This is a genomic window from Rhodopseudomonas sp., assembly GCF_048594845.1.
Classification (GTDB): domain Bacteria; phylum Pseudomonadota; class Alphaproteobacteria; order Rhizobiales; family Xanthobacteraceae; genus Rhodopseudomonas.
Window position 1 is genome coordinate 46376 of sequence record NZ_JBMDXE010000210.1, and the last position, 15480, is coordinate 61855.

Consider the following 15480-nt stretch of genomic DNA (forward strand, 5'->3'; position numbering starts at 1 on the left):
ACGGTTTCATCGTTCGGGGCGGTCGATGTCGTTGCTACGTCTCTACACCCGCGTGCTCGCGCTGCTCGGCAAGGAGGCGCGGCTCGGCTGGGCGCTTGCCGTGGCCAATCTGCTGCTGGCGGTCGCGCAGTTTGCCGAGCCGGTGCTGTTCGGCCGGATCGTCGACGTGATGAGCGGCAACCTCGCCACCGGCGCGATCGTGCCGGAGACGCGATCACCCTGGCCGCTGCTCGCCGCCTGGGCCTCGTTCGGCCTGTTCACCATCGTCTGCTCCGCCGTGGTGGCGCTGCATGCCGATCGATTGGCGCATCGCCAGCGCCAGGTGATCCTCACCAGCTATTTCGAGCACATCCTGCAGCTGCCGCTGACCTTCCACACCGGCACGCATTCGGGCCGACTGATGAAAGTGATGCTGCAGGGCACCGACGCGCTGTGGCGGGTCTGGCTCGGCTTCTTCCGCGAGCACTTCGCCGCGGTGCTGTCGCTGCTCGTTCTGCTGCCGCTGTCGCTTTACATCAACTGGCGACTGGCACTGCTGCTGTTCGTGCTGTGCGGCGTGTTCACGGTGCTGACTACACTGGTGGTGCGCAAGACCTACGGAATGCAGAACGAGGTCGAGGAGCAATACAGCGCCCTCTCCGCCCGCGCCTCCGACGCACTCGGCAACGTCGCGCTGGTGCAAAGCTTCGTGCGCATCGATGCCGAGGTGCAGGGGCTGCGGTTCGTCGCTGACAAGCTGCTCGCTGCGCAGATGCCGGTGCTGTCGTGGTGGGCGCTGGTCACGGTGATCACCCGCGCCTCGACCACCATCACCGTGTTGGCGATCTTCGCGCTCGGCATCTGGCTCAATCAGCAGGGGCTGACCAGCGTCGGCGAGATCGTGATGTTCGTGTCGTTCGCGACACTGCTGATCCAGCGGCTCGAGCAGGTGGTGAGCTTCATCAACAATCTGATGATGGAAGCGCCAAGGCTGCGGGAGTTCATCGGCGTGTTCGATGCCGTGCCGGCAGTGCGCGATCGTCCGGACGCAATTGATCCCGGCCGCCTCACAGGGCTGGTCGAATTCGACCACGTCTCGTTTTCCTATGACGGCAAGCGGCCGGCGGTCGAAGACCTGACGCTGACCGCGCTGCCGGGCCAGACCATCGCGCTGGTCGGCGCCACCGGCGCCGGCAAGTCCACCGCGATCGCGCTGTTGCATCGCGCGTTCGATCCACAGTCCGGAACGGTGAAGATCGACGGCATGGATGTGCGCGGCCTGACACTGGCCGGGCTCCGCCGCAACATTGGTGTCGTGTTCCAGGAAGCACTTCTGTTCAATCGCTCGATCGCCGACAATCTGCGCGTCGGCAAGCCGGACGCGACCGAGGCCGAGCTGCGGCAGGCTGCGGAGCGAGCGCAGGCGCTGCAATTCATCGAACGCAGCGACCTCGGCTTCGACACCAATGCGGGAGAGCGGGGACGCATGCTGTCCGGCGGCGAACGGCAGCGGCTGTCGATCGCCCGCGCGCTGCTCAAGGATCCGCCGATCCTGATCCTCGACGAGGCGACCTCGGCGCTCGACGCCGTCACCGAGGCCAAGGTCAATCTCGCGCTCGACGAGCTGATGAAGGGGCGTACCACCTTCGTGATCGCGCACCGGCTGTCGACCATCCGGCACGCCACCCGCGTTCTCGTGTTCGAGAACGGAAAGGTGATCGAAAGCGGAACCTTCGATGAACTCGTGGCGCAGCGGGGCCACTTCGCTGAGCTCGCGCGGGCACAGTTCATGGTGCAGGAGGACGCGCGCGCCGCTGTCGCGACCGCCGCCGGCGACAATGCCTCCCAGCTCTGAGCACCGCCGAATTTCGGCCCCTTTCATCCCCGATTAACCGCCCCCTAGCTCTGTTCGACGAGCACAAGCCGGTATAGGGTCGGGTCTGCTGGGCCAACGCCTGAACCCGAACGTCAACCCGTAAAGACTTCGTCTGCCTCGGACGGATCTCAAAGGACCGGAATCGGATAGTGCACTTCTTCTCCGCGCAGCCTCGCAAATCGCCGATCGTCTGGACTTTCCTCGCCGCGCTGCTTGCGTTGACGGCGCTGCCGCGGCTCGCGTCCGCCGAGGCATTGCTTCTGATCGAAGCCGACACCGGCAAGGTGCTGCAGGCGGAGAACGCGACCTATCCGTGGCATCCGGCCTCCGTCACCAAAATCATGACCGCCTACGTCACGCTGAAGGCGGTGAAGGAAGGCAGGCTGACGCTCGACACCCTGCTGACGGTGTCACCAACCGCTGCCGCGCAGTCGCCGTCGAAGATGGGTTTCCGTCCGGGTACGCAGCTCACCGTCGACAATGCGCTGAAGATGATGATGGTGAAGTCGGCCAACGACATGGCCGTCGTGCTGGCCGAAGGCGTCGGCGGATCGATCGACGGCTTCTCCGAGATGATGAACGCCAATGCGCAGCGGCTCGGCATGACGCAGACCCACTACGTCAATCCGAACGGGCTGCCGGCGGATGAGCAGGTCACCTCGGCGCGCGACCTCGCGATCCTGGCACGCGCGGTGATCCGCGACCTGCCGGAGTACGAGTACTTCGTCCACATTCCGGCGATCCGCTTCGGCAAGCGCGTCACCTACAACTTCAACAAGCTGATCGGCCGCTATCCGGGCGCCGACGGCTTCAAGACCGGCTTCATCTGCGCGTCCGGCTACAATCTGGTGGCGAGCGCCACGCGCAATGGCCGGCGGCTAATCGCCGTGGTGCTCGGCGCCAATTCCGGAACGGACCGCGCGGTTAAAGCCGCGCAACTCCTTGAACGTGGCTTCTCCGCGAACACGCTGGCTTGGCTGACGCCGTCGCTCGGCACCGTCGACAATCTCGCTCCGATCGACGCCACCCCGCCGAACCTGCGCGACGAGATGTGCGGCCCCAAGCGCAAGCGCCCGGCCAGCGACGAGGACGAGCAGGTCGCCGGCGTGATCGCCGCGGGTGAAACCGCGCTGTCGATGTTCTCCCCGCCCGCGCTGCGCCCGGTCGACATGATCGCCGCAGCGCCGGCACCGACCGAACCGGTCATCGTCTACACTGGCCCGACGCGAACCGGCGCAGCCCTGATCGCTGCCGCCGCACAGGATGCCGACCAGCAGGCCGCCGAAGGCAAAAAGAAGAAGACGGCGAAGAAGAAGGGCGCGAAGCCCGTGGCAGAAGCCAAGGAAGCCGCGGCGGGTGAGAAGTCGAACGGCCGGACCTCGGTGACGATTGATACCACCAAGCCCAAGGCCGCAAAGCCGACCGCCGCGAAGCCCGCCCCCAAGCACGCCAGCAAGAAGCCCGAAGCAGGGACCGACAAACCCGCCGCCAAGCCCAGGCCGAAGGCGGCCGCGAAGCCCGCGGCGAACGCGACCAGCGAAGCCAAGCCGGGCACCTGAGCTGCGCCGATCCGCCGCTGTTCTGAGGTGTTAACTTCGCTTGACGGCCGGCTGCGTGCGGCGGCCGGTCAGCTTGCGTTCGAGCGCCGCTTCCCCCAATACTCATCAGCAGGATTTGGCTGGCCTCAAACAGCCTTGACTCGCCGCGCCTTTCGGCCAATTCGCCGCGGCAGATCGATGTGCAACAATCAATAACGCGGGGCTTCGCGCTTCCGGCGATGTGAGGAAAAGACCATGGAGCGGATCTGGCTCAAGCACTATCCGCCGGGCGTGCCGGCAGACATCGACGTGTCGCGCTACCCGTCGCTGGTCGAGCTGTTCGAAGAGAGCTTCAAGAGTTTCCGCGACCGCAAGGCCTTCATCTGCATGGACAAGGCCATCACCTATCGCGAACTCGACGAGATGTCGGTCGCGCTCGGCGCCTATCTGCAGGGCAAGGGTTTGCAGAAGGGCGCGCGCGTCGCGCTGATGATGCCCAACGTGCTGCAATATCCTGTGGCGATTGCCGCCGTGCTGCGGGCCGGCTTCGCGGTCGTCAACGTCAACCCGCTGTATACGCCGCGCGAGCTCGAGCACCAGCTCAAGGACAGCGGCGCCGAAGCCATCATCGTCCTGGAAAACTTCGCCCACACGGTCGAGCAGGTGATCGCCAAGACTCCGGTCAAGCACATCGTCGTCGCTACCATGGGCGACTTGCTCGGCTTTAAAGGCGTGATCGTCAATCTCGTCGTCCGCAAGGTCAAGAAGATGGTGCCGGCGTTTTCGCTGCCGGGCGCCGTCAGCTACAACGACGCGGTCGCGGCAGGACGCAGCCAGAAATTCAGCAAGCCCGTGATCGGCCCGCACGACGTCGCTTTCCTGCAATACACCGGCGGCACGACCGGCGTGTCAAAGGGCGCGACGCTGCTGCACAGCAACGTGGTCGCCAACGTGCTGCAGAACGATGCCTGGTTGCAGCCGGCGCTGGACAAGCCGCCGAAGGTCGATCAGTTGTTCATCGTCTGCGCGCTGCCGCTGTACCACATCTTCGCGCTGACCGCCTGCTACCTGCTCGGCATGCGCGCCGGAGGCGTCAATCTGCTGATCCCGAACCCGCGCGACATGCCCGGCTTCATCAAGGAACTGTCGAAGTACCAGGTCAACAGCTTCCCCGCTGTCAACACGCTGTACAACGGGCTGCTGCATTCGCCCGGCTTCGACAAGCTGGACTTCTCCAAGCTGAAGATCTCCAACGGCGGCGGCATGGCTGTGCAGCGGCCGGTTGCGGAATCCTGGCTGAAGATGACCGGCTGCCCGATCGCCGAAGGCTACGGCCTGTCGGAAACCGCGCCGGTGCTGACCTGTAATCCAGCGACCGTCACCGAGTTCAACGGCACGATCGGAATTCCGGTGCCGTCGACCTATCTGTCGATCCGCGATGACGAGGGCAAGGAAGTGCCGTTCGGCACTGCCGGCGAAATCTGCGCCAAGGGCCCGCAAGTGATGGCCGGCTATTGGAATCGGCCGGATGAAACTGCGCTGGTCATGACCGCCGACGGATATTTCCGCACCGGCGACGTCGGCATCATGAGCCCCGACGGCTTCACCAAGATCGTCGACCGCAAGAAGGACATGATCCTGGTCTCCGGCTTCAACGTCTATCCGAACGAAGTCGAGGAAGTGATCGCCAGTCATCCCGGCGTACTGGAATGCGCGGTGATCGGCATTCCCGACCAGCGGACCGGCGAGGCGGTGAAAGCCTTCGTCGTGAAGAAGGACCCGGACGTCACGGCCGAGGACATCATCAAGTTCTGTCACACCGAACTGACGAACTACAAGGTGCCCCGCAAGATCGAATTCCGCACCACGCTGCCCAAGACCAACGTCGGCAAGATCCTGCGCCGCGAACTGCGCGACGAGAAGAAGGATCAGGCAGCAGCGTAGCGCTGCTCTCCTAACAGCATCGTTCCGGGGCGCGAGCGACGGCGCGCGCACCCGGAATGCCATGTTGTGGAGCGCCCAAGTTACCCGAGAGGCGAGATGCCGGGTTTGCTCGCGAAACGCGAGCGCCCCGGCATGACTGACTTCGAGGCTGTGGGCTCTCGCCAAATGACGAACTCGGGCCCGTCGATCGAGCCCGCAGCCGCCCGAATATTGTCAGCGTCATACCCGCAGGCTAGAACCGGTCGCACCTTTAAGGGAGAGACCGCAGATGACCATCAAGGTAGGCGACCGTTTGCCCGAAGCGACGTTCCGCGTCATGACCGACGACGGAGTTCAGACCAAGACCACCGACGACGTTTTCAAGGGCAAGAAGGTCGCGCTGTTCGCCGTGCCCGGCGCTTACACCGGAACCTGTCACAAAATGCACGTGCCGAGCATCTTCCTCAACGCCTACGCGATGAAGGACAAGGGCGTCGACACTATCGCGATCGTCTCGGTCAACGACGCCTTCGTGATGAACGCCTGGAAGCGCGACACCGACCAGCGCAACGAAGCGATCTTCCTGGCGGACGGCAATGCCGACTTCACCAAGGCGATCGGCATGGAGATGGACGGCTCGGGTTTCGGCCTCGGCATCCGCTCGAAGCGCTATTCGATGCTGGTCGAAGACGGCGTGGTCACCAAATTCAACCTCGAGCCGAACCCCGGCAAGGTCGAAGTCTCCGGCGGCGACACGCTGCTCGGGCAGCTGTGAGCTGAACTAACGATCGATGGGCGGGCGCCGAACGAACGCGGCGGCGCTCGCCCCGACTACTTACGTCATCGCCCGGCTTGACCGGGCGACCCAGTATTGTAGAGCGCAGGTTATTACTAACGGCCTCTCTGAGATACAGGATCACCCGCATTCGCGGGTGATGACGGCCAGTGGTTGGTGAAACGCCGCGGCTAACAGCCGCTCAGCACCAAGAGTCTTGCGACTACTTCACCCGGGCCTTCATCCGATTTTCCGCCAGACCGTCGCGTGCCAACTGATCGGCGCGCTCGTTTTCGGCGTGGCCTGCGTGGCCTTTGACCCAGTGCCAGCGCACCTGGTGCTGCTTCAGCGCGGCATCGAGGCGTTGCCACAGATCGACGTTTTTCACCGGCTTCTTGTCCGCCGTCTTCCAGCCGTTGCGCTTCCAGTTATGGATCCAGCTACCGATGCCATTCTTGACGTATTGGCTGTCGGTATAGAGGTCCACCGAGCACGGCCGCTTCAGCGTTTCCAGCGCCGAGATCGCCGCCAGCAGCTCCATGCGATTGTTTGTCGTTTGCGGTTCGCCGCCTTTGAGCTCTTTTTCGACGTCGCCGAATTTCAGGATGGCCCCCCAGCCCCCGGGGCCGGGGTTGCCGGAGCAGGCGCCGTCGGTGTGGATGATGACCGGCTTCGCCTCGTCGCTCATGCCACCGCTCCCGCAGCTTCGACACCGTAATCGCGGATGGTGGCGACACTTTGCTGGAAACGCAGCTTGCGGGCGTACTCCAGCGGATCCTTGGGCTTGACCAGCGCACCTGCCGGCACGTCGAGATAGTCCACCAGCCGGGTCAGCAGGAAGCGCAGCGCGGCGCCGCGCGCCAGCAGCGGCAGCGCGGCCTGCTCGGCCTCGCTGAGCGGCCGCGCACGCTGATACGCGCTCAGCAGCGCCCGCGCCTTGGTGGCGTTGAAGGCGAGGTCCGGCTCGAAGCACCAGGCGTTCAGGCAGATCGCGACATCATAGGCCAGGATGTCGTTGCACGAGAACGGGAAGTCGATCAGCCCGGACAGCTGGTCGCCGATGAAGAACACATTGTCGGGAAACAGGTCCGCATGGATCACGCCGGTCGGCAATTGCTGCGGCCAGGAGCCTTCCAGGTAGTCGAGTTCGGCGGCAATGAAATCGCGCAGCCCGGGCTGGATCTCGTCGGCGCGTGATGCCGCCATGTTGAACAGCGGCCGCCAGCCACCGACCGACAGCGGATTGGCGCGGTAGTGCGGAAAATCCAGACCGGCGAGATGCATCCTCGCCAGCGCCTCGCCGACGCCGGCGCAGTGCACGACGCCGGGGCGGCGCGGCCAGACGCCTTCGAGGAAATTGATGACCACCGCCGGGCGGCCCGACAACGTGCCGCAGATCGTGCCGTCGCGGGTCTTGGCCGGCTGCGGGCAACTGACGCCGCGCGCCGCCAGATGCGCCATCAGCGACAGGAAGTACGGCAGATCGTCCTCGGCGACGCGCTTTTCGTACAGCGTCAGGATGAAGCTGCCGCGCGTGGTGTGCAGCAGGAAATTGGTGTTCTCGACGCCCTCGGCGATGCCCTTGTAGGACAAGAGATCGCCGAGATCGTAGGGCGCGAGAAAAGCGGCGAGGTCGTCGGCGGCGACGTCGGTATAGACCGCCATGGCGTGTCCCGGTGCGCGAGGAATCGTGGCGGTTTCGTAGACCAATGCGGCCGGCTTTGAAAGGCCGGGCCGCCGGGGCCAGGCCCCTTGCCGCGCTACTCGGCGGCGGCGTCCGGGCGCAGCACGCGCGGCAGCGGGAAGAACTCGTTCTCTTCCGCGGCCGACACCGTCTCGACGCTGAGCTCGAACCGCTCGGCGAAGGCGCCCATGATCTCCTCGACGATCACCTCGGGGGCCGAGGCGCCGGCGGTGAGGCCGAGGCTGGTGATACCCTCGAACTGCGCCCAGTCGATGTCGGAGGCGCGCTGCGCCAGCACCGACACCTTGCAGCCCTCGCGCTCGGCGACTTCGCGCAGCCGCTGCGAGTTCGACGAATTCGGCGCGCCGACCACGATCATCGCGTCGACCACCGGCGCCACCTTCTTCACTGCCGCCTGGCGGTTGGTGGTGGCGTAGCAGATGTCTTCCTTGTGCGGCCCCGAGATGTTGGGGAAACGCTCGCGCAGCACCGCGACGATGCCGGCGGTGTCGTCGATCGACAGTGTGGTCTGGGTCACGAAGGCGAGATTGTTCGGGTCCTTCGGGGTGAAGCTAGCGGCGTCGGCCGCAGTCTCGATCAGCGTCACCGCCCCGGCCGGCAGCTGGCCGAGCGTACCGACCACTTCCGGATGATGCGAATGGCCAATCAGGAGGATCTCGCGGCCGCGCTTGAAATGGATCGCCGCCTCGCGGTGCACCTTGGTGACCAGCGGGCAGGTGGCGTCCACCGAGAAGAAATTGCGCTTGATGGCGTCTTCCGGAACCGACTTCGGCACGCCATGGGCCGAGAACACCACCGGTGCCGAGGTGGCCGGAATTTCCTCGAGTTCCTCGACGAAAATCGCGCCCTTGGCGCGCAGGCTGTCGACCACGTATTTATTGTGGACGATCTCGTGCCGGACATAGACCGGGGCACCATAGAGCGCCAGCGCACGCTCGACGGTGTCGATCGCCCGCACCACTCCGGCGCAGAAGCCGCGCGGCGAGCAAAGCACGATCTTCAGAGGCGGTTTGGCCAGCATTTTTACGCGATCCGGGAAGCTTGCCCACATGCCGCCGGCGGCGGCCACCGGCAACACCTCGGAGTGTTGCGAGTGTTTCGTCTTGGTCAAGGAATTGGGACGGCATTGCGGCCCTGTCAAGGCCGTTGGCGGCTGCACTTTAGCAGGACCATTGCGCGTATCGCCTCAGGCAGCATATATAGGCGCCAATTCCCGTCATCACCGATGACCCGCCTTGCCTCAGAAGTCCCAGGGGCAAGGGACAAAGGAGATTTGCCATGAGCAACGCACCGCTGATGCCGAAGGCCACCGCCGTCTGGCTGCTCGACAACACGGCGTTGTCGTTCGACCAGGTCGCCGACTTCACCAAGATGCACCCGCTCGAGATCCAGGCGATCGCCGACGGCGACGCCGCGCAGGGCATCAAGGGCATGGACCCGATTTCGACCGGCCAGCTCACCCGCGACGAGATCGAGAAGGGCGAGAAGGACCCGGAGTATCGCCTCAAGCTCGCGGAGAGCAAGGTGGTGCTGCCGCAGGCCGCCAAGAAGAAGGGCCCGCGCTACACCCCGGTATCGCGCCGCCACGAGCGCCCGAGCGCGATCCTCTGGCTGGTCCGCAATCATCCGGAACTCAAGGACGCGCAGATCATGCGTCTGGTCGGCACCACCAAGACCACGATCGCCTCCGTGCGTGACCGCACCCACTGGAACGCCGCGACCCTGACGCCGATGGATCCGGTGACGCTCGGCCTGTGCTCGCAGCTCGACCTCGACTTCGAGGTGCAGCGCGCCGCCAAGGAGAAGCCCGCCGACCAGCAATATGGCGGCGCCACCCTGCTGCCGGCCTCCGAGACCACCCGCAAGGACGAATACGAGCCGTCGTCGGGCAAGAGCGAAGACGACCTCAACGTCGACGCCGTGTTCGCCAAGCTCAAGACCATCGGCGGCAAGAAGCACGACGACGAAGACGAAGAAGGCTTCTGAGCGAGATCGGCGCCTCGCCCGCAACGAGGCGCCACGCCGCCCCACCACGACCGTCATCGCCCGCGCAGCCGGGCGACCCAGTATCCCAGAGTGCTCGCGGCTGAACGCCGACTCTCTGCGATACGGGATCCTCCGCATGCGCGGAGGATGACGACGGAAAGCGGTGCAAGCGCCCTGCTCATCGAGCCGGCGCATCACGGCGCTCACCAGGCGCTCGCGACCGACACGCCGCGCCCTCCCCACCATCATCGCCCGCTCCCCGCCATCCTCCCCGCCCCATCACCCCTGCGCCGCCACCGCCTGCCAATGCCGTTGCAGCGCTTCGTAGTACGCCTCGATCGCGGCCGCTTCCTCGGCGACCGGCCAGGCGTTGTGGCGCACGCCGACGCATTGCGTGGTCGCAGTGCGGCAGCTCCGCGCGCGGCGGCAGATCTTCAGCCCGCAGCGGCGCCAGCCGCGCAGTGAGTCCGCCATCCGCCGGCGCACCGCGCGCTTGCTGCGATCACGATCCTGGGCTCGCAGTGCTTGCCGTGTCTCGGCCTCGGCGACCGCGCGCGCCGTCTCCGCCTCCTGATCGCGCCGCGCCAAAAATTCCTCGTCGTAGAGCACCTCGACGTCGTCGACATCACCGGCCATCGGCTTCTCCTGTCTTGCTGACGATGAGTTGAAAAGCGGGCACGGCGATGCGTTGTCGGCTGTGCGCCGGCTCGGCCGTCCCGGTTGGCCTCCCTGAAGAGGGAGGCGGAGCGCCGAAAGGCGCAACTGGTAGTTAGCCGCAGGACCATCGCGCCGACACGGCGACCCGATGATCCCGCGGAACGCCTTTCGACGCTCCACCGTGGCGACTTTACACCTCAGGGCCGTGCTTCCGGGCACAGGCACGGGTAATGAAACCCGACGGATCCGGCGGGATTTCTCCGCCTTCACCTGTGCCCGTCCAGCCAACTAACAAGTGGCAGACCCCCGTAGTGGGGCCGGACGGCGACCCGAGGCGTCCCGAGTGCGCAGGGCGACGTCCACCCCACGCCCGCAGGCGCCACACCCCGCCCCGCGACGACCAGCGTCCCGGCAACGCGCCCCTCGATGGGGCGGGATACACCGGATAATAATCCTAGTTGACCAAAAATCAACCCCCTGAGGATAAAATTCTTAAACGCCAAACTCAGAGGCCTAAGTAGTCAATGAGAGTTTAGCAACAGGCCCAACCAGTCGACCAACCAACATATCCGCCGCCTAGCTGAGAGCTTCGCTCAATTTAGCTTCCCCTCAGTTCTGATAGACCGAGCGGCGTCATTGGTCCTATATTTAGAATGTCCGCTATCCGCGTTTTATCATCAGATCGCTCAGATGACTTTAGTTTGTCGTCGCAAACATATTCCAACGCTTGAGTGCATCTTCTTCCACCTGCGCACACGTACGGGTCTTTTTCTGATAGGCGCTGGAGCCTCGGCAGGATTGTCGCCGCTCGGCGCTGCTTTCTGGCGCACTTCGCCTCTACACTACCTTAAAGAAGCGCGCTCATTCGCTCCTACCGCGGCACCACGAGTTTTACTAACGCAGCGCATGATCGACCACTCTGGAATCGCAATCCAAGATGTTTTCCCTAACCGAGAGCTTCGTCCTGGCTCCAGCGAATATCCCCTTCTCGAGCGTCTGAACCGCTTACCAGACGCTTTTGCACGTGAGAATTTAAAGCACGTCCTTGCCAGAGTGAGATACTTAGCGCGAACAGAAGGGACAACCACGGACAGCTACCGCGTCTTTCACGGATTATTTCCTTCAATCATCGCCGACTACAACCACGACGGACTGGCTCGCGAATTTTGCGGACCGACCCACGCGATAGTCGAGATGCACGGCACAATACACCCACGCTATGGCTCGCCCGAATTCGGCGCTCAAATTGCGAACATGGCTGAATTCGACGTTACATTGCCCGGCGATAATTTGGTGATGGGCATCCCGGAATCATGGGCGGACGCGCAGCTGCGCCAACGACTATCTTGGGTGATGAGTAGCTCTCCCCAATATATAGCGATTATTGGCTACAGCTTTGCGAAAATGGGAAGCGGTTACGATGACGCGGTGTCACTCGCATCCTTCGTCAGGAGATTCAAACATTACCCTGGGGCAATTTTTGTTATCAGCCCGGACCCGACACAACTCTGCGAAATGCTCTCTGACGCTCTCAAGATCAGCACAGTCTATCCGGTCAAACGATACTGGAACGTGCTTGCGCATGCCTATTTAAAGATGAAGCAAGACGAGGAAAAATTTAGATCCTTGGACAACGCATACGGGTTTCTGTTCGATCGCTACGGGAGCGATCAAGTCTTTCCGATCCTCCAGCAAGTGTAGCTCGTAGGGCGGATTGGCGCACCGTAATCCGCCGCCTTCATCAACGTCGCACGTCGGCAGGTTTGGCATTCTGCGCCCCTCGCCGTGACGTGAACCACGCGGGCTCACTGCCCACGTCGCCCTCACCCCAGCCCTCTCCCGCAAGCGGGAGAGGGGGCGCGCTGCGGGTTGGGGATACTGATTGCTCGACACGTGCAGCGTGATTTTTCCGATCCACCGCGGTTCAGTTTGATCTCACTTTCGCAATTTGCACTACTAACTTTGAAGGCGGTATTGGCGCAGCTTTCGACGACATGAGGCGACAGGCGAAGCAGAACTTTAACTAGGCGTTCGGATCTGACCATGCCCGCAAGTCAAATGAATTGACCAACGGCCGCACACCGGCTACGCGCGTTCTGCGTGCTAATCACGGCACGCACATCTTAGTAGTGCACGGCAATTAGGGAGAGTAACTGATGACCAGATATTATTCCCTCAGTGCGGCCCTCGTTCTGACGTCAGTCCTTGGGATCGGGTCTGCCTCCGCCGACAGCGTGCGTGCGGTGGTCGCTCTCGACGTCAAGTCCGGGAGTTCGACTCCGCTCAAGGTCGAACAGGAAGTCGGCTTCACGCCGAAGGAAGACACCATCACGGTCGAGGTCAGCGGCTACCGCTGTACGATGGGCTCTTCGACCCAGGGCTCGGTGTCGAAGGGGTGCAACTATTCCATCGACATCACCGGCGCGGCACCGAAGGTCGTCGCCCGTGAAGCGAGCGGCGCCTGCATGAATGTGAAGCCGGGCTGCGTTGCCAAGTAGGTTCGGACGCGCGGCTGGCGGATGAGCGCAGCCTCGTCCGCCGCCTTCATCGAAGTTACGCATCGGCGGGTTACGGCTTCGGCTGACCCGCCGATGAGTTAGTCCGGACGAAACTCACTGCTCGGGGCGCCCTCACCCCAGCCCTCACCCGCAGGCGGGAGAGGGAGCAGGCTGCGGCTCGGGGTGAGCTCGCACCATTCGCCGCGACGGTTCGCTGCTACGCCAGCTTGTTGACGCCGGATGTCGTCGTCGATGCGGTCGCCGGCGGGTAGTTGGTGGCGGGGACGACGAAGGATTTGAGGCCAGACTGAACGATGATCTTGCCGGTCTTGCCGTCCTCGGTGGAGAGCTGGGCCTGGCCGAACATGATAACGTTCTTGTAGACGGTGCCTATGCCCTCGCGGGTGATGCCGTTGATGGTGGTCGAGACCTTGGCGTCCTTGCCGTCGACCGACAACACGCGGAAGCTGGAGGTGCCCTGGGTGTCGTCGGAGTGACCGCCCCAGCTGCCGACCAGCATGTTGGTCTCGGACGCCGGCTGCTGCTTCTCCAGGAACGCGCTGGCCTTGCCGCCGCCGGCGGAGAACAGCAGCGCCGCGGTCTTGCCGTTCTTGGTGCCGATCGTCACGTTGCCGAAGGTCAGCGTGCCGCCCTGGACGGTGGCGAGGCCGCGCTCGGTGCGGCCGTGATGGGTGTATTCGACCTGCGCGGTGGAGCCGCGGATGTTGACGACCTTGAAGCCGACATCCTGGCCCGTGCTGGCCCACTTGCCCTTCCACTCACCGACCAGGCGGCTGAGGCCATAGAGCCGCTCATTGGCAGGCGAGATCTGATTGGTACTGGCAGAAATGACAGCCATGGCGCACTCCGCGCCTCCGATGAAATCGCCGGCCCTCGCTGCGCCGCTGCGCCGAGAGCCTGGAAACATATGGAAACAAATCGAGCTTGGTTAATGGCGGTTAAGGAGGCGTTAACGACGCGTTAAGTGCGACGGAGCGCCGCGCCCTGCTTTGGGAGGCCGCCATCCGCGCGTCGGCCGCGGTGAGCGGCGTTTGATCCAGCGCAGGGAGATCGCGGCCGTGGGCGCGACAATGCGCGATTGAGCAGGTGATTGCCGACGAGCGGCGGGGACCAAATTGCAGGATGCTTCCGGTTGGACGGTGATCGGCGGGCAGGCCGGCTCGATGCCGGCGGCGCTGATGGCCGACGCCGAGGGGCGAGCGTGGTACGTCAAGTCGCCGCCGAGTGACGACCATGCGCGCAATGAGCTGCTCGCCAACCGGTTGTATCGACTGGCCGGCGCGTTCGTCGCGGAGGTCGAGCTGGTCCGCCGCAACGGCGCGCTGGCGGTGGCGAGCGCAGTGGTGCGCGGCGCCTCGCTCGGCGAAGCGCTGTCGGCGCCGGACGCCGGCGTCGCCGCGGCGGTGTGCCGCGACTTCGCCGTCGATGCCTGGCTGGGCAATCGCGACGTGCTGGGCGCCGACCTCGACAACGTGTTGGTCACCCGCAGCGGCGCAGTCGTGCGGATCGACCAGGGCGGCGCGCTGGCGTATCGGGCGCGCGGCGCGGTGAAGACGGATTTCGGGCCGGCCGCTATCGAATTCGACACGCTGCGCGATCCGCGCAGCAACGCGGTGGCGGCGAGCGTATTCGGCGCGATGACGCCGCACGCGCTGGCGACGTCCGTCGCCAAGGTGACCAAACTCGACACCGCCGCGATCGACATGGCGGTGCGCGACGTGCTCGGCGACACGCCGGCCGCACGGGCGATCACCGCGCTGCTGATCGCGCGGCGGGACGATCTGGCGCGGCGCGTCGAAGCCGGCGTGGCGGCGCCGCGGGCGCGGCGGCTCGCCGCCGGACTCCGCACCAGCGCGACGCATCCGCTGCAGATCGCCGAGGTCCGCGCCAGCCCGGCGCACGGCCGCATCGGCATCACCTTCTGTCCCGGCAAGCACGACGCGACGGCGCTGACCGGCGGCTGGGCGCGCGACCTCGCGGCCGATCTCGACGCCATCCGGCAATGGGGCGCCGCGCTGGTGATCACGCTGGTGGAGCCGAGCGAGCTGGCGCTGCTGCGCGTGCCGCAGCTCGGCGACGAGGTGCAGCGCCGCGCCATGCAATGGCTGCATCTGCCGATCCCGGACTATCACCCGCCGACCGCGGAGTTCGAGCGTCGCTGGGCGATCGAGGGCAGCGCCATCCGGCAGCAACTCCGCGACGGCCACGACCTCGTCGTGCATTGCAAAGGCGGCCTCGGCCGCGCCGGCATGATCGCCGCGCGGCTGTTGGTCGAACTCGGCGTGCCCCCGACCGAAGCGATCGCCAGGGTCCGCCAGGCCCGCGGCCGCGGGGCGATCGAAACGCGTGCCCAACAGGCGGTGGTCGAGCGCGCAACGGCGATGGAGTAGTTGGCGAAGATTATGCGCACCTCTCCCGCCTGCGGAGAGGTCGACGCGCGTAGCGCCGCGGGGGAGGGCTCTCCGCAGCGCGCGTCGTGAGGTCATTGCCCGGGGCGCCCCACCCCCCCCCCCCGCCCGCCG

Annotated in this window: 13 protein-coding genes; 8 read left to right on the forward strand and 5 right to left on the reverse strand. The window is 64.9% G+C overall.

Annotation, left to right across the window (positions count from 1 at the left end; all coding sequences use genetic code 11):
• The first annotated feature begins 25 nt into the window (after positions 1-25).
• The 4 genes from ACOJTD_RS13655 (at position 26) to ACOJTD_RS13670 (ending at position 6091) form a co-directional block, all read left to right on the forward strand.
• Complete coding sequence (locus ACOJTD_RS13655; protein WP_420133441.1) at positions 26-1834, forward strand: glucan ABC transporter ATP-binding protein/ permease; 1809 nt, start codon at positions 26-28, stop codon at positions 1832-1834.
• Between the two features lie 170 nt (positions 1835-2004).
• Complete coding sequence (locus ACOJTD_RS13660; protein WP_420133442.1) at positions 2005-3414, forward strand: D-alanyl-D-alanine carboxypeptidase family protein; 1410 nt, start codon at positions 2005-2007, stop codon at positions 3412-3414.
• 234 nt (positions 3415-3648) lie between these two features.
• On the forward strand, positions 3649-5337 hold the full coding sequence (locus ACOJTD_RS13665) for a long-chain fatty acid--CoA ligase (protein WP_420133443.1): 1689 nt from the start codon (positions 3649-3651) through the stop codon (positions 5335-5337).
• Positions 5338-5605: 268 nt separating this feature from the next.
• On the forward strand, positions 5606-6091 hold the full coding sequence (locus ACOJTD_RS13670; protein WP_420133444.1) for a peroxiredoxin: 486 nt from the start codon (positions 5606-5608) through the stop codon (positions 6089-6091).
• 223 nt (positions 6092-6314) lie between these two features.
• Here ACOJTD_RS13670 and rnhA read toward each other — a convergent pair whose 3' ends face one another.
• From rnhA to ispH, 3 genes are all read right to left on the reverse strand, one after another.
• Positions 6315-6779, reverse strand: coding sequence for a ribonuclease HI (rnhA, locus tag ACOJTD_RS13675; protein WP_420133445.1), 465 nt, complete (start codon positions 6777-6779; stop codon positions 6315-6317).
• Positions 6776-7756 (reverse strand): homoserine kinase, encoded by a 981-nt coding sequence (locus tag ACOJTD_RS13680; protein ID WP_420133446.1) that lies wholly within the window; start codon positions 7754-7756, stop codon positions 6776-6778. The genes rnhA and ACOJTD_RS13680 overlap by 4 nt, the downstream gene beginning before the upstream one ends.
• Before the next feature lie 95 nt (positions 7757-7851).
• Positions 7852-8817 carry a 4-hydroxy-3-methylbut-2-enyl diphosphate reductase gene (ispH, locus tag ACOJTD_RS13685; protein WP_420133447.1) on the reverse strand — a complete coding sequence of 322 codons (966 nt, stop codon included), beginning with the start codon at positions 8815-8817 and terminating at the stop codon, positions 7852-7854.
• A 257-nt stretch (positions 8818-9074) separates the two neighbouring features.
• On the opposite strand from ispH, the gene ACOJTD_RS13690 reads away from it, so the two are divergent.
• Positions 9075-9782 carry a DUF1013 domain-containing protein gene (locus ACOJTD_RS13690; RefSeq protein ID WP_054164193.1) on the forward strand — a complete coding sequence of 236 codons (708 nt, stop codon included), beginning with the start codon at positions 9075-9077 and terminating at the stop codon, positions 9780-9782.
• A gap of 279 nt (positions 9783-10061) precedes the next feature.
• Here ACOJTD_RS13690 and ACOJTD_RS13695 read toward each other — a convergent pair whose 3' ends face one another.
• Positions 10062-10418 carry a hypothetical protein gene (locus tag ACOJTD_RS13695; protein WP_420133448.1) on the reverse strand — a complete coding sequence of 119 codons (357 nt, stop codon included), beginning with the start codon at positions 10416-10418 and terminating at the stop codon, positions 10062-10064.
• 711 nt (positions 10419-11129) lie between these two features.
• On the opposite strand from ACOJTD_RS13695, the gene ACOJTD_RS13700 reads away from it, so the two are divergent.
• Positions 11130-12140 (forward strand): hypothetical protein, encoded by a 1011-nt coding sequence (locus ACOJTD_RS13700; RefSeq protein ID WP_420133449.1) that lies wholly within the window; start codon positions 11130-11132, stop codon positions 12138-12140.
• Between the two features lie 455 nt (positions 12141-12595).
• Positions 12596-12937 (forward strand): hypothetical protein, encoded by a 342-nt coding sequence (locus tag ACOJTD_RS13705; RefSeq protein WP_420133450.1) that lies wholly within the window; start codon positions 12596-12598, stop codon positions 12935-12937.
• Positions 12938-13154: 217 nt separating this feature from the next.
• On the opposite strand, the gene ACOJTD_RS13710 is transcribed toward ACOJTD_RS13705, so the two are convergent.
• Positions 13155-13796 (reverse strand): hypothetical protein, encoded by a 642-nt coding sequence (locus ACOJTD_RS13710; RefSeq protein ID WP_420133451.1) that lies wholly within the window; start codon positions 13794-13796, stop codon positions 13155-13157.
• A 277-nt stretch (positions 13797-14073) separates the two neighbouring features.
• On the opposite strand from ACOJTD_RS13710, the gene ACOJTD_RS13715 reads away from it, so the two are divergent.
• The gene (locus ACOJTD_RS13715; RefSeq protein WP_420133452.1) at positions 14074-15348 is read left to right on the forward strand and encodes a cyclin-dependent kinase inhibitor 3 family protein; all 1275 of its coding nucleotides are present in this window, start codon (positions 14074-14076) and stop codon (positions 15346-15348) included.
• Positions 15349-15480: the final 132 nt, after the last annotated feature.

What these genes read in the sequence shown, in the direction of transcription:
- ACOJTD_RS13655 (WP_420133441.1), top strand. Translation starts at nt 26, where the DNA reads ATGTCGTTGCTACGTCTCTACACCCGCGTGCTCGCGCTGCTCGGCAAG.
- ACOJTD_RS13665 (WP_420133443.1), top strand. Translation starts at nt 3,649, where the DNA reads ATGGAGCGGATCTGGCTCAAGCACTATCCGCCGGGCGTGCCGGCAGAC.
- ACOJTD_RS13670 (WP_420133444.1), top strand. Translation starts at nt 5,606, where the DNA reads ATGACCATCAAGGTAGGCGACCGTTTGCCCGAAGCGACGTTCCGCGTC.
- rnhA (WP_420133445.1), bottom strand. Translation starts at nt 6,779, where the DNA reads ATGAGCGACGAGGCGAAGCCGGTCATCATCCACACCGACGGCGCCTGC.
- ACOJTD_RS13680 (WP_420133446.1), bottom strand. Translation starts at nt 7,756, where the DNA reads ATGGCGGTCTATACCGACGTCGCCGCCGACGACCTCGCCGCTTTTCTC.
- ispH (WP_420133447.1), bottom strand. Translation starts at nt 8,817, where the DNA reads ATGCTGGCCAAACCGCCTCTGAAGATCGTGCTTTGCTCGCCGCGCGGC.
- ACOJTD_RS13690 (WP_054164193.1), top strand. Translation starts at nt 9,075, where the DNA reads ATGAGCAACGCACCGCTGATGCCGAAGGCCACCGCCGTCTGGCTGCTC.
- ACOJTD_RS13695 (WP_420133448.1), bottom strand. Translation starts at nt 10,418, where the DNA reads ATGGCCGGTGATGTCGACGACGTCGAGGTGCTCTACGACGAGGAATTT.
- ACOJTD_RS13700 (WP_420133449.1), top strand. Translation starts at nt 11,130, where the DNA reads ATGACTTTAGTTTGTCGTCGCAAACATATTCCAACGCTTGAGTGCATC.
- ACOJTD_RS13705 (WP_420133450.1), top strand. Translation starts at nt 12,596, where the DNA reads ATGACCAGATATTATTCCCTCAGTGCGGCCCTCGTTCTGACGTCAGTC.
- ACOJTD_RS13710 (WP_420133451.1), bottom strand. Translation starts at nt 13,796, where the DNA reads ATGGCTGTCATTTCTGCCAGTACCAATCAGATCTCGCCTGCCAATGAG.